The following is a 20,992-nucleotide window of genomic DNA, read 5'->3' on the forward strand; positions in this document are numbered from 1 at the left end:
CCAGCTTTGCCTCGTTAAATGGGTGCTGGCGCTAATGCTCTGAGCATGGCGGGCCGCTTGGCGGCTGGTAGGGCAGCCAAGTTGAAATGCAGTATGGATACAAGATCTGGCACACCTGAGCAGGCCAGGTCTGAGGGGGCGATCTTTTTGGCCCGCACGCTACTGCGTCATAGCGCAGTAGAAACCACCCAACCCGGTGAATACCTAGGTCCTTTCTACGTCTTCCAAGCCTTGTGCATGGAAGCGGGTGAATTTTTTCTGAATTTATTGATAACAATGCGTTTGTTTGAGTTCTCTTACCGCCGTTGTACCAGCATCGCGCTCGCCGTTATGGCCTGGAGCAGTATCTTCATGTCTACGCATGCTGCGATTGGCGTGGATGAGCAGATTGCAGAGCAGCTCAAGAAAGAAGAGGACAGGGCAAAGGCGGTACTGGAACGCCTACAGGCTCAGCCTGACGTATTGAAACCAGCTACCAAGCGTGGCGAGAAGCCCTCGCTGGAGCCTGAAATTCCCTGCTTTACATTGCAACGGATCGACATTGAAACGGATCTGCCACGGTTTCGACAACTATCAAGTCAGATAGGAGATGTTGTAGGGCAATGTGTAGGCGCTAAAGGCCTGCGACAACTGGTGGCCTACCTGAACGATGGGCTACTGGATGAAGGCTTTGTCACAACGCGTGTATTGCTACCTGAACAGAATCTTTCAGGTGGCATCTTGACCCTGAAGGTGATGGCGGGACGGGTTGAGAAAGTGCGTTTTTCCGATGCGGATAGCGGCATCTGGTTTAACGCGCTGCCGGTCAATCCAGGTCAGCTTCTGAATCTGCGTGATCTTGAACAGGGTGTGGAGCAGTTCAGCAGGCTGGGCTCCCAGCAAGTACAGACGGAAATCGAACCGGGCAATATTGCGGGCACAAGCAATGTTGTCATTGTCCGGCAGCGTGGTCCCAGCCTCTACGGTAGTGTCCAGCTCGACAATACCGGGGCTAAAGCGTTTGGTCAGTTGCAGGGCAATGCCAACCTGATCCTGGACAATCCCCTGGGTGTCAGTGATCAGCTGAACGTCAATATCAGCAGCAACCTTAGCAAGCTCAAGCAGGACAATCGTAGCCAGAGCTTGGTGCTCAGCTATAGCGTGCCATATCGCTATGCCTTGTTGTCGGCCTCTGCCTCCGGCAGCAATTTTGCACAGCGCATATTGGGTGTCAGCCAGACTTTTCTATCGCATGGCCGCAGCAATAGCACGGAGATACGGGCGCAGCATGTGATCTGGCGCACAGGCGCAGACCGTCTGTCCATGCATCTGTCTGCCAACTCGCGAGGCTCACGCAGCTTTATCGATGATACCGAGATATTGGTGCAGCGTCGTCGTACCAGCAATGCCGAACTAGGGGTCAGCTACCGGCGGCGATTTGCAAGCGGCAGCATGGATGTCAGTTACTCGCGTCGCCAGGGCATGGCCTGGAATGGCGCACAGGACGATCTTGAAAGTGCCTATGTCGGTGGCGTTACGCTGCGCCCTGATGTCGATACCTTGGATATCAGTTTCAACGGCCAAATTTCGTTGGCGGGTTCCAAGTTGGGCCTGAGCAGCCGCCTGCACAGCCAGTTTGCTAGTCAACCTACCTTGGTGATGGATCATGTCTCCCTGGGGGGGCCTGGTTCGATCAGAGGATTCGACGGCGAAGTCAGCTTGAGTGGTGAGCGTGGATGGTACTGGCGCAATGAGCTGACCTGGCCTTCGGGCGAGCGCGTCTATTACCTGGCCCTTGATGCAGGACGCGTCTGGGGGCCTTCTTCTTCCGATTTTCTGGGTGACCGGTTGGCTGGCGGCATGCTGGGCGTACGCGGACGCCAATGGGGCCTGAGCTATGAGCTGGGCCTGGGTGCGCCTTTGCATAAGCCGAATGGGTTCCAGACCCATGCGGTGAATACCTATATGAGCCTGGGGTACGGGTTCTGATGAACAAGATTGCAATGAACAATATGAACGATATGCAAGTTAACGAGCCACGTAGCTTTTGGCGCGAATTGGTCATCAAATCCGTACTGGTTAGCTATTTCTGGCAGGCCAACCTTGCCTGGGCGGCGGTTGTCGCTGCACCGGGTGCACCAACTGGTACCAAACCGATTGTTGATGCTGCGGGTAATGGCGTACCCGTAGTACATATCGCACCACCGTCTGCGTCGGGCGTTTCGCGCAATCAGTACGATCAGTTCAATGTCGACAAGCAGGGCTTGATACTCAACAACGCCACCGGCAACACCGACACCCAGCTGGGTGGCTATATCACGCCTAACCTGCAGTTCGGCACGCGTTCGGCCCGTATTATCCTGAATGAAGTCACCGGCGCGACTGGCAGCCAGCTGCGCGGTTACTTGGAGGTAGCCGGAGGCAAGGCCGAGGTGATCGTAGCCAACCCCAATGGCATCAGTTGTGATGGTTGCGGCTTTATCAATACTAGCCGCGCCACCTTGACCACGGGCCAAACCTTGTTCGGCGCAGATGGCGCCATCCGTGGCTTTGACGTGGGCGGTGGTCAACTGCATATAGCAGCCGGTGGCCTGAATGCGGCCAATGTCGACCAGCTCGACTTGTTTGCTCGTGGTTTGAGCGTAGAAGGCGAAGTATGGGCACCATTGATCAACGTGGTGGGCGGTGCCAACCAGATTGACCATGCCACGTTGACGACGCTGGCCACCCAAGCAAAAGGGCCTGCACCGCGCATGTTGTTGGATGTATCGGCGGTAGGTGGCATGTATGCCAACCGTATTTTCCTGGTCGGTACAGAAAAAGGCTTGGGTGTGAACTCTGCCGGGCGGATTGCCGCGCTGGAGAGCAACCTAACGCTTGATGTGAATGGCGATGTTCGCCTGCACGATGTTTACAGCAAGGGTAGTCAGCAACTTAAGGCTGCTGGTGATCTTAAGCTGACAGGTCAGAACAATGCAGAAGCCGGTCTGGTGGTGACGGCAGCCAAGTTGGAGAACACCGGCAAAGCCTTTGTCAATGGCGACTTGGTACTGAACACCACCACGTTGAACAACGAAGGCGTATTGGCCTTGGGCGGCGCACAAGGTGCCGCACTGCGCGTCGACAAGCTCAATAACGCGGGTACTGTCTATTCGGCTGGTGATCTCACTGTCGAGGCCAAAGTGCTGGGCAACAACGGCGGAGCTATCAGCAGCGATGGCGCATTGACGCTCAAGGCCGATACCATCGAGGCCAACCAATCCATTCTGGCTGCAAGTGGCGCTCTGCAGGTGCAGGCGGGAACGCTAAGCGTGCGCGATACCATCGTCAGCGCCAAGCAGGAAGTAGCGATCAAGGTTGAAGGCAGCACTGACCTGACTGGCAGTACCGTAGTCTCTGACCAAGCGGTACGGCTTGCCAGCGAACAACTGTTGGCAGACAAAGCTCGCTTCTCAGCCGGCACTGCGCTGGATATCAAGACAGCGCAACAACTATCGTTGCAAGAGGCGCAACTGACTGCGCAAGGCAGGATCACGCTACAGAGCCGCACGCTCAACAGTAACGCCAGCCTGATTGCTACCAATGACAATGTAGAGATTGATGTCACCGAGAGCTTGGCGCTCGCCAAGAGCACGGTCTCGGCCAAGCGAGACCTGAAGCTGAAAGCGGATACGCTGCAAGCGACAGGGGCAGCGTTGGTTGCAGGCGGAAAATCCACTGTCGTGCTGGATAAGGCATTGGCACTTAAGGATGGCTCCCTTGTGGGAGGCGAAGTCGAAATCAAGGCGAGTGGCATTGAGGTGGACGGCGCCATCCTGGCCAGCGCCGGCAACCTGGATATCCAGGCCCGCGACCAGGTCAGCAATATCGGCGGCACCATCAGCGGCAAGGGCAACGTCAGCCTCCAGGCCGCTGACCTGAACAACCAGGGCGGCACCATCGTCGCCGACGGCCAGACCCGTCTGGACGCGGCTCGCCAGCTCAACAACCAGAACGGCCAGATTCATGGTGGCCAAGGGCTGAACCTCAAGGCCAGCCAACTGGACAACCGCCAGGGCAAGCTGCTCAGCGGCGGCGACAGCCAAGTCAGCGGCAGCGCCAGCCTGAACAACCAGGACGGCATCATCCATGCCGCCCGCCAACTGACCCTCAGCGGCCAGCAGATCAACAACCAGCAAGGTGCCCTGGTCGGTGGTGAGCGCCTCCAGCTCAGCGGCAACCTCGACAACCGCCAAGGCCAGGTCGCCAGCGGCGGCCAGCTGCAACTGCAGCAAGGCCAGATCGACAACCGCAACGGCAGCATCGCAGCCCAAGGCGACGCCCAGCTCCAGTTGCACAGCCTGGACAACCAGGGCGGCAAGGTCGTGGCCAACGGCCAATTGGCCGTGGTCAGCCAAGGCCAGATCCAGAATGCCAGCGGCCAGTTGAGCGGTGTCAACGGTGTCACCGTGCAAGGCAGCGAGCTGAACAACCGCAGCGGCAGCATCCTCAGCGGCCAAGACCTGCAACTGCAGAGCGGCAGCCTGGACAACAGCCAGGGTGTACTGGGTGGTCAGGGCAAGGTGGTGGTGCAGGCCAGTGGCCAATTGAACAACCAGCAAGGACAGATAGCGGCGGGTCAGCGCCTGGAAGTCAGCGGTGCGGGCATCGTCAATGACGGCGGCAGCCTGACCGCCACGGGTGATGTGGTGGTGGATGCGGGCGACGCCGCCCTGAGCAATACCGGTGGGCGCATTGAAACCCTGGCCGCCTTGCAGATCAAGGCAGACGAGATTACTGGTGCCGGCCGCTTGGCGGCAGGCAGCGACCTTGGCCTCAACGTCCGTCGCTTCAATAACGACGGCGCCATCCTGGCCAGCGCCGGCAACCTGGATATCCAGGCCCGCGACCAGGTCAGCAATATCGGCGGCACCATCAGCGGCAAGGGCAACGTCAGCCTCCAGGCCGCTGACCTGAACAACCAGGGCGGCACCATCGTCGCCGACGGCCAGACCCGTCTGGACGCGGCTCGCCAGCTCAACAACCAGAACGGCCAGATTCATGGTGGCCAAGGGCTGAACCTCAAGGCCAGCCAACTGGACAACCGCCAGGGCAAGCTGCTCAGCGGCGGCGACAGCCAAGTCAGCGGCAGCGCCAGCCTGAACAACCAGGACGGCATCATCCATGCCGCCCGCCAACTGACCCTCAGCGGCCAGCAGATCAACAACCAGCAAGGTGCCCTGGTCGGTGGTGAGCGCCTCCAGCTCAGCGGCAACCTCGACAACCGCCAAGGCCAGGTCGCCAGCGGCGGCCAGCTGCAACTGCAGCAAGGCCAGATCGACAACCGCAACGGCAGCATCGCAGCCCAAGGCGACGCCCAGCTCCAGTTGCACAGCCTGGACAACCAGGGCGGCAAGGTCGTGGCCAACGGCCAATTGGCCGTGGTCAGCCAAGGCCAGATCCAGAATGCCAGCGGCCAGTTGAGCGGTGTCAACGGTGTCACCGTGCAAGGCAGCGAGCTGAACAACCGCAGCGGCAGCATCCTCAGCGGCCAAGACCTGCAACTGCAGAGCGGCAGCCTGGACAACAGCCAGGGTGTACTGGGTGGTCAGGGCAAGGTGGTGGTGCAGGCCAGTGGCCAGCTGAACAACCAGCAAGGACAGATAGCGGCGGGTCAGCGCCTGGAAGTCAGCGGTGTGGGCATCGTCAATGACGGCGGCAGCCTGACCGCCACGGGTGATGTGGTGGTGGATGCGGGCGATGCCGCCTTGAGCAATACCGGTGGCCGTATCGAGACTGCTGGGTCGTTGCTGATCAAGGCGGCTGAAGTCAACAGCCATCAGCAAGGCCGCATTGTGGCGGGTGCTGCGCTGGATATGCAGGCGCGGAAGCTGGTGAACCAGCAGTCTGTATTGGCCAGTGGCGCCAAGCTTGAGTTGCGTGGCTATGAGCTGATCAATAATGACGGCGGTGTGCTCTCCAGTAAGGGAGATGTTGCCTTGGAGGCTGCGGCACTGTCGAACCAAGGTGGGTCGCTGGTGACCGAGGGCGCTATGAGCCTGGTCACGCAGAGTGCGCTGAATGGCCGGGATGGCAAGGTCTATGCCGCCAATCAATTGACTGTCGAGGCTGCAGAGATAGACATGCAGGGTGGTGTGTTGGCCGCTGGCCATGCCTTAACCCTGCAGGCAGATGGCCAGGTGAGCCTGGTCGGTGCCACGGTGCAGGCTGGTCAGTCGGTTGATGTGCGGGCCAGCAGCCTGGATGCCAGTAGCGCTACGGCGAGCGTGGCGGGTGATCTGACATTCAAGGCGGCGCAGGTGCGGACGGATGCTGCCCGTATTACTGCCGGCGGTCTGCTGGACTTGGCGGCGGATGGATACAGTAACGCTGGTGGTGTGTTGCTGGCCGCCAAGGCCGGACGCCTGGCTGTGCTGGGCACGCTGGACAACAGCGGTGGCAAGCTGATGACCGAGCAGGGCTTGGTGGTGACGGCGCAGCGTTTGTTGAGCGTGGGGGGAACCCTGGCCAGCAATGGCGATATGAGCCTGAGTGCGGCTGAGATCGATAACCAGCGCGGGGCTATGTTCAGCAATGGCCAGATTACCTTGGCTGCGGCACGTTTCGACAATCGTAAAGGCTTGGTGCAGGGAAGTGGTAGTGTTGAAATGACCGTTGGTCATTTTGAGAATGGACAGGGTGGGGTGGAGTCGGCGCAGGCGATAGCGCTGCGTGCTGACCGTGTGGAAAATCAGCAGGGCCGTATTGTTGCAACGGGCAAGCTGGGTATCACGGCCCAGGCGATGGACAACCAGGATGGCCTGGCTGTGGCGGCCGGTGTGCTGGCGGTGGACGTTGCCAGCATGGGCAACCGCGGTGGCCGACTGGGTGCTGGCACCACGCTAGTGGTGAAGACGGCCGGTCAACTGGAAAACCAGGGGGGCGAAATCGCCAGCAATGGCGCGATGTCGCTGACTGCTGCTGGCGTGGGTAATGATGCCGGCGTGATCAGCGCGGGTGGGCAGCTTGAGGCCAAGCTGGCGGACGGTGTGCTGGATGGCGGCAGCGGCAAGCTGCTGGCCGGCGGGCCAATGAACATAAGGGCCAGTGAGCTGCGTCTCGCTGGCGGTACTGTGGCCAGCAACGATGTACTGACCTTGGACGTGACGAAACTGGATGCCGATGGCGGCACCCTGCAAGCTGAAAAGGCGCTGACCCTGAAGATGGAAGCGCTGACTGCCAAGGGCGGCGCGGCTATCCAGACCGGCGGAGACCTGGTGGCGGATGTGCAGACCATGGCCTTGTCTGCCGGCGGCAAGCTGCTGGCCAATGGCAATGCAGATGTAAAGGTAGCGGATCTGGCCCTCAGTGGTGGCCAGATAGTGGCGGCGGGCAAGCTGAAGCTGGCGACGCCCAATTTGACAGCGGGTGCAGGCAGCATGCTGGGCGCCGGCGGCCAACTGGAGATCACTACCCAGGCATTGGATAACGCGGGTACCTTGTCTGCCGGTGGTGATATGCAGCTGAGCGCCAGCCATACCACCAACAGCGGCAAGATGCTGGCCGGTGGCAAGCTGGGCTTGGTGACCGAGCGCTTCGACAACCTGGGTGGGGCCGTTGCGGCTAACCAGCGGGTGGAGATTGCGCTGTCGGGCGACCTGCGCAACAGCGGCCGGATTGAATCGCAGCAGGGCCTGGATGTGGTGGCGCGTGCGATTGATAACACGGGCGGCACCCTGAATGCCAATGGTCAGATCAAGCTGGTGACGGACGATATCGTCAACCGCAATGGCGTGCTGGCAACCGGCGGCAACTTTGTCTTCAACGGTACACGCTTCGATAACACCGGCGGTAGCCTGGTTGCCGAGGGCAACATCGATATGGCGGCCCAGCAATTCAGTACCGTGGGTGGACTGATGAGTGCTGGTGGCAAGCTGGCGGTGAAGGTGGATGGCACGCTGGACAACCGGCAAGGCAAGCTGCTGGCCAGCAGCGACCTGCAACTGAATGGCGCAGGCAGCATCAACAATACCGGCGGCGTGCTGTCTGCCGGCAATACCATTGTCTTTGGCAGCACACTGCGCGATCTGGTCAATACCGGTGGCGTGGTGTCTACCAACGGCAGCCTGACGTTGAACTTGCCCAGTCTGAATAACCGGGGCGGCAAGATACACGCTGGTGCACTGAGCATCGTGGCGGCTGGTGGGGATGTAGACAATACCGCAGGGCAACTGGTCAGCAGCGGTACGATGCGCATCAGCGGCGATAGCCTGAACAACCAGGGGGGTACGGTTTCTGCCGGCGGTAGCCTGGAGTTCACTACCCGACATATCCAGAACAATGGCGGGACGCTGGTAGCGCAGAACACGCTGGATCTGGGGGCGGCGACACTATCGAACAGCGGGGGCACGGTGGCGGCCTTGGCTGGCGACCTGATGATCAATACCCAGGGCCGGGATTTTGACAATAACGGCGGGACGCTGCAGGCCGGCAAGCTGCTGACCGTGAATACGGGCAATTTCAGCAACCTGGGTGGCCGCTTGATTGGTGGCAGCCTGGATTTCACCTCCAGCGGCGCGTTGAGCAATAGTGGCGTTATCCACAGCGGTGGCGTTTCCACGGTCAATGCGGGGTCGATCAACAATAACGCCGGCAGTATCACGGCGGTGGGCCAGTTGACGGTGAGCGCTCAAAACGGCGCGCTGGGTAACGCTGCCGGGACCATTGCGTCCAGCGGCAGCGTGACGGTAACCGCCCAGAGCCTGCAGAACAACGGTGGCAAGGTCAGCAGCGAGCAGGCGTTGACCCTCAATAGCGGCACCATCAACAACAGCCAAGGTACGCTGGTGGCCGGCAAGGCGCTGGTCATGAATGGCCTGCAATCGCTGACCAATACCGGCGGGGTGGTTGCCTCGCTGAGCGACAGCCTGACCCTGCATACCGACGGCCGTGACTTTGACAATGCCGGTGGCACCTTGCAGGCGGGCACCAAGCTGGACCTGAGGACAGGCGCTTTCAATAACGCAGGTGGCAAGCTGCTGGCTGGCAGTGAAGTCTCGCTGACGGCGACCGGTGCGGTAAACAACGATGGCGGGGTTATCAGCAGCGGTACCGACAAGGCTGCCGGTATTGTTAAGGTGACCGGCAACGGTATCAGCAACAATGGCGGCCAGATACAGGCATCGGGCGATATCACCCTGGATGCAGGCAGCAAGGAGCTGAGCAACAACGGCAGCAGCGCGGCTATTGTCTCGGGCGGCGCGTTGAGCATCACCGCCGGCAGCGTGGCCAACCAGGCCGGCTACATGGGTGCCGCAGGCAACCTGACGCTTACTGCGAATGGCGGTGGGATTGATAACGGCGGCGGCAAGGTGGTGAGCAATGCCGACCTGACGGTGACAGGTGCTAGCCTCAACAATGCTGGCGGCCAGATAGGCAGCAAGCAAATCACCAAACTGGTGATAGACAATGCGGTGAACAACCGTGGCGGCAGCATATTGGCCAGCACGGTTGATATTGGCGCGACCTCGCTGGACAACAGTGCGGGTGGTGACATTGAAGGCAACCACATCAACATTGCCCTGAAGGAAACCGAAGCCGGCGTTTTCAATAACGACGGCGGCAAAGTGATATCCAACAACGGGATCAAGCTGGTTGCCCATGGCGTGAGCAATGCCGGTGGCGTGTTCTCTGCCAAGGGTACGCTGGATGTGAAGGCCAGCAGCCTGATTAATACTGGTGGTCAGTTACTGGCCGATGCCAACCTGCTGCTCAATGCCAGCCGCTTCAGTGCGGATGGTCTGACCAAGGCCCAGGGTGGCGTGACGATGACCATCGGTTCGGACTACACCAATACCGGTGTGGTCAGCGCCAATGGCGTGGTGAGCTACGTCATCAAGGGCAAGCTGCAGAACAACGGCACGGTGTCGGCTGTCAGCGGCTTGAACATCACCGCCGATGGCTTGAGCAATGCGGGCGAAATCTATGCGCCGACCACCTATGTGGAATCGACCGGCAACCTGAGCAATAGCGGCCTGATTGATGGCGGCACGGTGACAGTGACGTCGTCGGGCGGCGATATCGCGAACACCGGCCGCATCTACGGCGACAAGCTGACAGTGGTTGCCAGTGGCAATGTCTCGAACTCGGCTGGCGGCGTGATTGCGGCGCGGGCTGGTGGCCTGAGCATAGGCGCCAGCACGCTCAGCAATAGCGGTAACGGTTTGATCTACAGCATGGGCGACCTGAGCATAGGCGCCAATGTGGAGAATGCGGGTAGCACCATACAGGCGGCGGGCAACCTGGGCATTACCGGGGCGGTGAGCAACCTCAATACCAATGTGGTAACCCGTGACAAGAGCACCAGCGTACACAAAGTGGAAATACTGCGGAACGGCGCGACCGAATCGTTCGGCGCCGAGCGCTTTGTGGGACTGGGCGGTATCAAGGTCCAGTTTATTGTGGACCCGACGACCTATGGCAAGCGCGAGCGCCTGGCCGTGGCCTATACGGTTGAGCGTAGCCGTGATTGCGACAGCTATTGCGAGCACACCTTCAACTATGCCTACGACTCGCCCATCTTTGAACAATATGGCCTGGCCAGGCCGCCAGCTCCGCCAGCAGACCCCAGTGCGAATGTCTGCACGGGCAGGGGCAAGAACGAGACCTGCAATACCGCTGGCTACTTTTACACTCAGGAGGCGCTGCCCTTCTACCAGGCGCTGGATGCCAAGATCAGCGCCACCAATGCGCAGATCGACTACGAGAACCGCACGGAAGAGTTTGAAGACTATGTAGTGCGCGATTACACCGAGACGCGCCGAGAGCAAGAGGTGGTCTCGGCCACGCTGGGCAAGATACTGGCGGGCGGTAACCTGGCCATCAACGGCTCGGTGACCAATGCTGGCTGGCTGGTGGCGGATGGCACCCTGGCGGTAGCCGGTGACAACGTAGACAACACGGCGGGGCAGGGCTTTGCCGAAGTGGTGCGCAGCGGTACTGCCCAGAACACCTGGGTGGATTGCAACGCTGACTGGAAGGGCAAGTGCAGGCACAGGCGCATATGGGACACGGCTGGCGTGTATAACCCTGGTGCCGAGCGTGTCTCGGCCGTGCCCAGCACGGTGCGCTATGAATCGAACGCGGGCGACGCGGGCGGTGGTGGTGTAGAAGGACGCAAGGATGCCCATGCCAGTGGCCCAGTTGCAGGTGAGGGGGCTGATGGCAAGGGCAATGACCGCAAGCCGACGACGTCGACCGGCGGTGGCAATACCACGGGTGTCGGTACGCCTACGGGTGGTGCATCGGTCACGCAACCAGGTGGCAGTGGTGGCACGGCGACACGCCCTGGTGCCGGTAGCGGCAGCAGCAACCGCCAGGATACCCAACTGAGCGGACAGGCACCGTTGGATGTGGATGGCCCGGTGGTGGCTGGCCCTGATCAGGTGAAGGCCGGCCAGACGGGCACCATAAGCAGCCAGCAGGTGGACAACCGGACACGCGTCAACCCGATTGATGTCCCGGTACGTGCTGGCGTGGTTGGCAATGTGCCGACCGAGCAAGGCGTGGACCCTGCTGCGAAGGCGGATGCCCCCCTGCAGGCGGGCAGTGTGGGCGCGACATCGGTAGAGGCGCCTGTGGGCAACGGCAGCGGCACCTCCATTACGGTGGGCAGTGCGACCAACCCCAATGGCGCGGCTGCGCCTGCTGCGGGCAACCAACTGCAGGGTGCCGTGGATGAACGCCCAGATGCCATAGCAGTTCGACCGACGCACGAAGCGGATACCACGGCGACTCAGGGGACCAAGACTGCGCTGGAGGCTCCCAAGCCACAGGTATCCAAGCCTGAGGGCGCCGACAAGGCAGGCAGCACCGGCACGCAAGCGGCCAACAGTGCGGGCACGCCTGCGACCAAGCCGCAGGAGACAGTGACCCGCGTGGCCGACCCGGTGAAGGTACCGGACAACCAGTTGTTCAAGCGCCATGACAACCCCGACCACCCTTACCTGGTGGAAACGGACCCGCGCTTTACGCAGTACAAGCAGTTCCTGGGTAGTGACTACTACCTGGGGCAATTGCAGTTGGACCCCAGCCGTACGCTGAAGCGTATAGGCGATGGCTTCTATGAACAGCAATTGGTGGCGGAGCAGCTGCTCAAGCTCAGCGGCCGTGGTTCGCTGCCGGGGCAGAACCTGGAGGCGAGTTTCCGCGACCTGATGGATGCGGGCGTGAGCTATGGCCAGCGCCTGCAACTGACGCCTGGTGTGGCGCTGACCGGTGCCCAGATGGCGCAGCTGACCGACGATATCGTCTGGCTGATTGAGGAAGAAGTGAATGGCCAGAAGGTGCTGGTGCCGCGCGTTTACCTGCGCCACGGCAGCGACGGCCAACTGCGCGCCGACGGCAACCTGATGGCGGGCAACCGCGTGGCCCTGGATGTGACCGGCACGGTGAACAACAGCGGCCGTATTGGTGCCCACAACGACCTGGTGATACGCGGCACCGATATTGTGAACACCGGTGGCCGCATACAGGGCAACGAAGTAGCTCTGATCGCCCGCCAGGACCTGGTCAATCTGTCTGGCCAGATCAGTGGCGGCCAGAGCGTATACCTGGATGCGGGCCGCGATCTCAAGATCGAGACCCGTACCATTGATACCGTGGGCTTGAGTGGTACCCGTGTCAATATCGACCGCCTTGCCAGCGTGACCGGCGGCGATGTAGTGATGCAGGCCGGCCGCGATATCCGCGTGCTGGGCGGCGATGTGCATGCCGGCGGCAACCTGAGCCTGGACGCCAAGGGCAAGATAGACCTGCTGGCCCTGGCTGGCGGCAGCAGCAACAATGTGGACCTGAGCCGTGGCAATTTCCTGCGGGACAGCCAAACTACCCACCAGACCACCAATATGACCGCCGGTCAGAGCCTGATTGCCATGGCGAACGACGGTATCAAGCTGTTTGGCGCCAACCTGCTGGCAGGCGGCCTGCTGGGCCTGAGCGGCGCCAGCCTGGATATCAGTGCGGCAGTGGACAGTAGCAGCTTTGGCGTGCGTACCTCGGATCACAAGAGCTATCTGGGCTACGGCGGGAGCAGCGAAGCGCTTGCGGGCGGCGTGCTGGCCAACAAGGGCGATATGAACCTTATCGCCAAGGTGGGCGACCTGCGCATTGTGGGCAGCAAGTTGAGCAGTGATGGCCAGCTATCGCTGACCAGTGCCGGCAATGTCCATATCGGCAGCGTCAACCTGCAGCAGGAAAGCTATCTCGATAGCTATACGCAGAGCCGTAACCTGGTATCGAAGAAGAGCACCGAAATCCATGATCAATCCAGCCTGACGCTGGCGACAGGCAGCCTGCTGTCGGCCGACCGCATTGCCATCATGGCAGGGCAGGACATGGGGATCAGTGGCAGCCAAGTGGTGGGCAGCAAGGATGTATCACTGTTTGCCACGGGCAGTATCAATATCGAGGCCGCACGCAGCAGCTGGACGGAAAAGCACTTCCTGGAAGTGAAGCAGAGCGGTTTCAACACTGCCACGCAAGGCATAGGCTTCAGCTACGACAAATCGACCCAGCGCAGCGATATCAACGCCCAAGGCAGCGTGCAGAGCGATGTGCGCAGCATGGTGGGCAGCCTGGGCGGCAACCTGCTGATAGAAGCCGGCAAGCAAGTGAGCATTGTTGGCAGCGATCTGGCGGCCAACCGCGCCAGCACAGACCTGACCAAGGCAACCGGCCATATTGATATCAAGGCCGAGAACATCAGCATCAAGCCGGGCCAGGATAGCGACCAGACCATAGCCAAGCTGTATACCCAGCAGAAGGGTATCGGCCTTGCCCTGGTGGGGACGCCGCTGGATACCTTCCGCAACCTGAAGGCCACGGCTGATAGCGACGCCAGCGGCGCCCGCAAGATGCATGACGTGGCGGGCGAGTTGTTTGCCAGCCAATTGACGGCACCCCAACTGGCGCTGACCTACAAGAAGAGTGAATCCAGCAGCACGACCGAAACCAGCAGCACGACCCAGGTTGGCAGCAGCCTGACGGCTGCAGGCAATATCCAGCTGCGTGCCAGCGGTAGTGGCAAGCAGGATGCCGCAGGCAAGCCTGTTGATGGCGATATCAGCATTGCCGGGTCGTCGCTCAACGCGGGTGAGCTGGCCTTGCTGGAAGCCAAGCGCAACGTCAACCTGCAGTCGGTTGCCGATAGCGGCAGCTCACGCACCGAAAGCGAAAGCAGCGGCAAGTCGATCAGCACGGCTGTTGCATCGCTGGGCGATATTGCACGCCTGGCCCATGGCGGCCCCAATAGCAGCGGTGTCGGCGCTTCGCCCTATAACAGCCGCGAAAGCGAGGAACAGGGTAGCAGCAAGGGCACGCAGCAAACCGTCACCACCATTACGGCCAACCAGATCGCCATCAGCAGCAGCGAAGGCGATATCCGCGCCGCTGGCGTAGCGCTGAGTGCCAAGGGCGATATCGACCTGAGCGCCAAGCAAGGGCAGATAGCACTGGCAGCTGTTGCCAACACCAACCAGCAAGAAGGCCATGGCAGCAGCAAGGTCGTGGGCGATATGGGGGGCAATGGCACCAGCCTGAGCATAGGCGTGCGCAAGCAAGACCATAGCGGCAGCCTGGACCAGAGCAACCAGAGTGCGGTGCGCAACCAGGTGATCAGCCAGAACGGCAGCATCAAGCTGACCGCCAAGGACGATGTCAAGGTACAGAGCACCGAGCTGATCGCAGGGCGCAACCTGTCTGTGACCGGCAGCAATATCGACATCCAGCCCTCGGTGGACACCGAACAGCAACGCCAGCAGCAGACCAGCAGCCAGTATGGCGTGACTGCCGCACTGAGCAACAGCATGGTCAATGCCGTCAACTCGGTGGTGCAGAATGCCGAGAAGGCCGAGCAAACCGACGACAAGCGACTGGCCGCGCTTTATGGCGCCAAGGCCGCCATGGATGGTTACAACGCCGTCCAGAACATCCAGGCCGGCTCGCAAAGCGCCAGCAGCTTCAAGGTCACGATCAGCATTGGCGGTGGAGAGCAAGAAAGCCAGAGCAGCAGTGCCACCACCCAGAACCTGGGCAGTGTGCTGAAGGCCGGCGAAAACCTGAGCCTGACCGCCACCGGCAGTGGCCAGAAAACCGCCGACGGCTTGGCCAGCGATGGCGACATCGTCCTGGCCGGCGCCGACCTATCGGGCAAGAACGTCATGCTGACGGCCGCCCGCGACATTCTGGCGACCAGTGCGCAGAACAAGACCGAGCAGCAAGGCAGCCAGCAGGGCAGCAATGGCAGCATAGGCATCGGCTTTGGCGTGGGCGAGCAGACCGGCTTTACGCTGGAGCTGGGCGCCAGTACCAACCAGGCCAAGCAGAACGGCAGCAGCCTGAACCACCAGGAAACCCAGATTGTTGCCAGCAACACGCTGACGCTGGAAAGCGGCCGCGACACCCTGATCCAGGGCGCGCAGCTGAAGGGCGACAGCATAGTGGCCGACGTGGGCCGCGACCTGCGCATAGAAAGCCTGCAGGACGCCTCGAAGTTTGACAGCAAAGAGAGCAGTGGCGGCTTCAACGCCAGCATCTGCGTACCGCCGTTCTGCTTTGGCAGCACGGTATCGGGCAGCGTGAGCGCCAGTGCCGGCAAGATCAACAGCAACTACCAGAGCGTGGTAGAACAGAGCGGCCTGTATGCCGGCAAGGGCGGCTTTGATATCGACGTAGGCCGCCACACCGAGCTGACCGGCGGTGTGATTGCCAGCGCTGCAGAGGCCGACAAAAACCGCCTCAGCACCGACACGTTGGGCTTCCGCGACCTGCAGAACCAGGCCGAGTACAAGGCAGGCAGCCTGGGCGTGACGGTAAGCGGCAGCAGCGGTAATCTCAACCAGGGTGCTCCGGTGGACAGCGGCGTGCAGGACTTTGCCGACCAATGGAACAAAGCCCCGACCGACCCGCGCAAGGACCCCGGTAGCCAGACCGGTGCCAACCCCAACATCGGCCTGCCCAGCAGCGACTCGGCCAGTGGCACCACCGCCAGCGCCATCGGCGCCGGCACCATTGAAGTACGTAGCGACCAGGGCACAGGCCAGGACAGCACGGCTGGCCTGAGCCGTGACACGGCTGCTGCCAATGGCGCCATCGACCAGATCTTTGATGAAAAGGCCGTGCGAGCCCAGCAGGAACTATCGCGCCTGACCGGCGAGGTGGGCTTCAAGCTGGTGGGGGATTTGGCCAAGGCACTGACCGCCGACTACGACAAGGCGCAGTTGGCCAAAGCCCAGGCAGACCACTACCTGGCACTGAAGGACAAGCAAGACCACGGCAGCCTGAGTGAGAGCGAACTGCAGCAGCTGCAACGCTACGAACAGAACGGCTTTACTCAACAAAATGCCAGCCAGCAAAGCCAGGCGGCCGGCCAGTTCATGGCGGACAACCAGGCTGATTACGACCGGTGGCGTGAGGGCGGTAGCAACAAGATCGTGCTGCATGCCCTGATGGGCGGCCTGCAAGCCGCTGCGGGCGGCGGCAACGTGCTGGGTGGCGCCTTGGGTGCCGGCGCTGCAGAAGGATCACGTGACCTGACCCAAGGCCTGGGCAGCAGCCAGCAGCAATGGATCAGCACACTGCTGGGCGCCGGCGCGGGTGCACTGGTGGGCGGTGGCGGAGCAGGTGCCGCCACCGCACTGGATGGCGAGCGTTACAACCGGCAATTGCATCCATCCGAAACGGACTGGATCAAGAAAAATGCCGCCAAGTACGCCGCCCAGCTCTGCAATGGCTGCAAGCCCACTGCCGCCCAGATCGAAGCCGCCACGGCCGCATTGACGCGCGAAGCCCTCAAGGAAGTGGACTTTGTGTGGCGTAGCGGCCTGACCAATGGCGAAGACGCCAATGCCGCCGCCTTCCTGGCCGCAGCCAGCGGCACCTTCATCAACGAGATCGGCAAGCAACAACAGCTGTTCACAGTGGAGCACGGTCAGTTCTTTGCTGCCCAGCAAGGCCTGTGGGAGACCGATAGCGACTTCATCCGTAAGTACGGCACCAGCGGTATCACGCGGAATATCTACCTGGGTGCGCTGCAGGAAGCCAAAGAGCTGGGTGCCAGCATAGGCTCGGCCTATGCCAGAGATCCCCTGAAATTCCAGTACGAGACCGCGAAGGGCGTGCTGTCAAGCGCCTTCAACGGGATATTGCACCCGGTGGACACCTTGTCGAATGTCAAGGACGGCTTTGTATCGAACAGCAAGGGGATAGGCGAAGCTGCCGCAGCGGTAGTAGACAGCAATGCCCGTGACAGCCTGAACAAGCTGTATGGGCAGGATGTGACGGCGGCAGTGACTATCTCAGGCGTGGTCGGCACGGTGACCACGGTGGGTACAGCCATCGGCGCCGGCAAGGCCGCTTCGACGGTGGTGCAGGTTGGTACCAAGGTGGCGGTGAACGCAGCGGAGCAAGGCGCGATCAATGCCATCAAGGATGCGCCCAAGGTGGTTGTGGATGCGGCGCTGGGTGGCAAGAAGCCTAACGGTGGCAGTGGGGCGCAGAAGCCGGCGACGCCGGAGAATGGTGTTACGGCGAGCAAGCCCGGCTGGGACTATCCGGGCACGGTACCGGGAGGGAAGATACCTGACACGGGTGCAACCGGCGTGGGGACGCCAGCCAAGCCAGTTACCGGTAGCGGGGCAATGGGCGCCACCCCGGGAACAGGTAGCACCGGCACGGGTGTTGCGGTCGGCAAACCTGACACAGGTACCGGCGTGACTGCCAAGCAGCCAGGCGATCATCTCAACCACGCAACCGATGTTGTACCAGTGCAGGCGTATGGCAACGGTGCGAACCCGTCGCCATCTCTAGGTAACAATACGGCAGGCCATGGTGGAACCAGCACCAAGGCACCGGAAGGCAGTGGCATGGGTGGACTGCCCGTGGTAGTGTCGAACGATGATGTGTTGGCGTTGGGGCAGGGGCCGATTGATTTGAATCGGGTGGTGGTTCCAAACAGTGAGTTTTTCGTTGCTAAACATGGAGATATGCCATCCCCCAGGCCTGGACAAAATTCACATCACGGTGTGATGTCGGCGTGGATGGAGAAAAACTTTCCTGGATATGACCCTGATTTAGCACCGGCCGTGCTAATGCCTGAGGCAAATCATCGTGCAACGTTCGGGGTTTACAACACGTGGCGTGCAGAAATGCGAAAAGAAATGGGTGGGACATTCGATTGGACGAAAGTGTCGGAGACAAATGTGCGCTCCTTGTCTGAAAAAATGTTTGACGCAGCCAAGGTACCTTCAGCCACTCGAGAAGAATACTGGAATTGGTACGAACGCATGAAGGGAGCACTCAAAAATGAATAATGCTGAAATCGCTTCAAATAAAATCTTGGTGCTGAGTGAGATAGAGGATATGTGGGGCTCCTCTGTTGTGGCGCTTCCAAGAGTATTGTTTGATCTGAATGATGTGCCAGAAGATCTACACGTACTAGCTCCCTACGCGATTTTTTGGGGTATTTCCGACGATTGGGCTAGAGAGGATATTTTAAAGCGCACTCCTGATCGGCTTAAAATCAACTTAAAATGGGTTGTGTCGAAGTTTGATGATCAGCTAGATGCGTGGCTTGCAGGGGAAGAAGCTTCAAGATCTGACCCGTCAGATGCTTACATAGCTTTTTCCGCTATGCGAATGGGAGCTGACTTTATCTAGCCTATTGTTCCAAACAAGCCATCCGGGATAATGGGGCCTGGTGACGGTCCACAATTGCCTACGGCTATTGAGAATCTCCGTAGAAGTCTTGTATCGCCTAATACTGGCAATTTCAGTAATTTGTCAGGTGCTTCCATGCAGGAACTATTAGCAAGGGTTCCGAGCGACGCAACTATGCGGAAACTAACTCCTGCACAAGGTGGGGTCTTGTATTTTGCACTTTCCAAAATACCTTTCAGTGCAAATAACAAGACCTTGACCCTGCTGTCGCTAAAGTGTATCAGAACTCAACTGCCGTAGACTCATCTACTAGCCTCCGCGATTTGTTGCGACCTAATGCGGGAGTTTGTGGTTTGGCAACGTGCACCGAATTTAGGTGGTAAATATGCACTACGAAGATTTGACATTTTACCGTGACCACGATTACTTCAAAACAGCCTTTGGGGGCTTCGCACCACATCGTGATGAAGACGCTGCGGTCAAGTTCGCATTGAACGTTGTACTTTTGGATAACCGCTTGGACGAGTTGGTTGAAGTTGTCGTTGATGGCAGCCAATTGGGCGGTATTGAGGGTGACCCTGGGTGGATGTTGGAACGTCGCGACGTGGCCGATGAAGGCAATGAAGCGGCATATCCAGGCTGGCCCGTGGGAGCACGTTTCAAAGCGAGCGTTGATGAGGACGCTTACAGGCTACAGCACCCCGAGTATTTCATGAGCTACGAGGGATTCATGAAGTATCTCGCATTGGCAATTGATGCCTATGTGGCAGCTGACCCAGCGAGAAAGACGACTCCGTCCGTGGTTGCTCTTCGTAACGCAGTTATGTTCCGAGCAGCCTAAAAGCCCTCCACAAGCCTGCTCGTCTATAACGCCGTTCAGAATATCCAGGCCGGCTCGCGAAGCGCCAGCAGCTTCAGCCACCTAGTGGCGTGTCTTGGCGCACTTATACGCCGGAACCGCCAAATCCAACACTCCCTCAGCTTAATAAAGGAGGATTCTAGTATGGAGTCTCTAACGTTCAGTACAAAGTCTAGGGCTGCCGGAGTCTTCATGGATTTGCTAAAAAATATTTCTTTGCGGGGGTGGTTTAGTGCAGGACCTAGTGGTGGAGAGAAGGACTCGTTGCTTTTTGTTTCATTTCACATCCACCCAGATGATGCTGATAATTTTCATGGAATGATCGAGCCTATCTTAAGTTGCGAGTTTTTTGGCGTAAGATGGGAGATGAAGCGAACTCAGCATAATCGATTTTTTCTGTGTCCATTGCGACTCAGTAAGAGGGCGGACGAACTGGGGAATTTTAATGCGGCCATGGATGAAGTGTTGCAACAGGATCCGGAGTTTGGCGAGATTGCAGCAAGGAGTCTCATCGAGGCAAGTAAAGCGATTTTTGAGCGGTTTGTTGCCAGCGGAAAGAAAAAATTTACAGAGAGCGAGTAAATCTCACCGAGAAATCAAGGCTGCTGCCGCCTTGTTCGGTGCCCCGATCGCTTGCCAGCTCTAGTCGCTCGATATCTACCAGATTGCTTTAATTCCAATCAAGGGGTCAGGTCTTGTATTTTGCATTTTTCAAGCTACCTTTCAGTGCGAATAACAAGGCCTGACCCTGCTGTCCGGATTAACCCGGACCCCAAGACTGGGATTATTACCAATTACCATCCAAAGTAGAAGGGTATGGAAGATACTGTTTTTCCTTCGGTCTCTCACGGCAAAGATTATGGCTGGCAGGCGCTGGAATTTTTTAATTCCCTCTGCTCTCAAGATTCATTTTTCTGGGGGGTGTGCTTGTTGGTGAATAAAGCAGGTTGCGTTGTTAATGATGATTATTGTGCTTTCCCTGATGTGACTAGTGATGATCTGAATGATCATTTTGATGGAGTTCTGTTTGGGATCGGCGATAGTGAAGTGATAGTAAGCGAAGAATTTTTTTCGCGTGCTAAAAGAGGCGTGCATAAACTATCTTGCATTGGGTCGTAACGATGGACAGGATGTGATGGAAATCATAAATTCAAAACTATGCCATTTGTAGAATTGGGTGAGGAGGCTGTTCGCTCGTCCCCGCCAGCACAATAAATGCTCAATTTTGATGCCGCCTTTCAAAGTCAAGTAATTGTGGCTGCACTAGACGATTTCACGCCAAATGCAGTGTTGCCTAATTTGCATGGTGGGCAGTATGGTGACAGCCCCGGTGCATGGCGCGAAGCCGTCATCGAGTTCATTCGTTCGATGCTTTCTGCTGGGCTTATCGCACCACTTCCTGGAAGGGGAGGTTACGATTCAAAAAATACTCAGGAAATTTGTGAGATATTGTTGTTCGGT

Annotated in this window: 7 protein-coding genes; all 7 read left to right on the plus strand. The window is 59.2% G+C overall.

What is annotated here, in order from left to right:
- Positions 1-81: 81 nt before the first annotated feature.
- Positions 82-1,968, plus strand: a complete 1,887-nt coding sequence (locus tag V7714_RS15795; protein WP_335710572.1) for a ShlB/FhaC/HecB family hemolysin secretion/activation protein — start codon at positions 82-84, stop codon at positions 1,966-1,968.
- On the plus strand, positions 1,968-18,326 hold the full coding sequence (locus V7714_RS15800) for a hemagglutinin repeat-containing protein (RefSeq protein ID WP_335710573.1): 16,359 nt from the start codon (positions 1,968-1,970) through the stop codon (positions 18,324-18,326). Before V7714_RS15795 ends, V7714_RS15800 begins: the two co-directional genes overlap by 1 nt.
- The gene (locus V7714_RS15805) at positions 18,319-18,672 is read left to right on the plus strand and encodes a hypothetical protein (protein ID WP_335710574.1); all 354 of its coding nucleotides are present in this window, start codon (positions 18,319-18,321) and stop codon (positions 18,670-18,672) included. Before V7714_RS15800 ends, V7714_RS15805 begins: the two co-directional genes overlap by 8 nt.
- A 385-nt stretch (positions 18,673-19,057) precedes the next feature.
- On the plus strand, positions 19,058-19,513 hold the full coding sequence (locus tag V7714_RS15810) for a hypothetical protein (protein WP_335710575.1): 456 nt from the start codon (positions 19,058-19,060) through the stop codon (positions 19,511-19,513).
- Positions 19,514-19,723: 210 nt separating this feature from the next.
- Positions 19,724-20,113 carry a hypothetical protein gene (locus tag V7714_RS15815; RefSeq protein ID WP_335710576.1) on the plus strand — a complete coding sequence of 130 codons (390 nt, stop codon included), beginning with the start codon at positions 19,724-19,726 and terminating at the stop codon, positions 20,111-20,113.
- A 234-nt stretch (positions 20,114-20,347) separates the two neighbouring features.
- A complete protein-coding gene (gene cdiI, locus V7714_RS15820) occupies positions 20,348-20,650 on the plus strand; it encodes a ribonuclease toxin immunity protein CdiI (protein WP_335710577.1) in 303 nt (100 codons plus the stop codon).
- Positions 20,651-20,746: 96 nt separating this feature from the next.
- Positions 20,747-20,992: hypothetical protein (locus V7714_RS15825; protein WP_335710578.1), on the plus strand; the 246-nt coding region annotated here is incomplete at its 3' end.

The organism is Chitinimonas sp. JJ19, from assembly GCF_036961565.1.
Taxonomy (GTDB): domain Bacteria; phylum Pseudomonadota; class Gammaproteobacteria; order Burkholderiales; family Chitinimonadaceae; genus Chitinimonas.

What these genes read in the sequence shown, in the direction of transcription:
- cdiI (WP_335710577.1), top strand. Translation starts at nt 20,348, where the DNA reads ATGGAAGATACTGTTTTTCCTTCGGTCTCTCACGGCAAAGATTATGGC.
- V7714_RS15800 (WP_335710573.1), top strand. Translation starts at nt 1,968, where the DNA reads ATGAACAAGATTGCAATGAACAATATGAACGATATGCAAGTTAACGAG.
- V7714_RS15810 (WP_335710575.1), top strand. Translation starts at nt 19,058, where the DNA reads ATGCACTACGAAGATTTGACATTTTACCGTGACCACGATTACTTCAAA.
- V7714_RS15815 (WP_335710576.1), top strand. Translation starts at nt 19,724, where the DNA reads ATGGATTTGCTAAAAAATATTTCTTTGCGGGGGTGGTTTAGTGCAGGA.
- V7714_RS15805 (WP_335710574.1), top strand. Translation starts at nt 18,319, where the DNA reads ATGAATAATGCTGAAATCGCTTCAAATAAAATCTTGGTGCTGAGTGAG.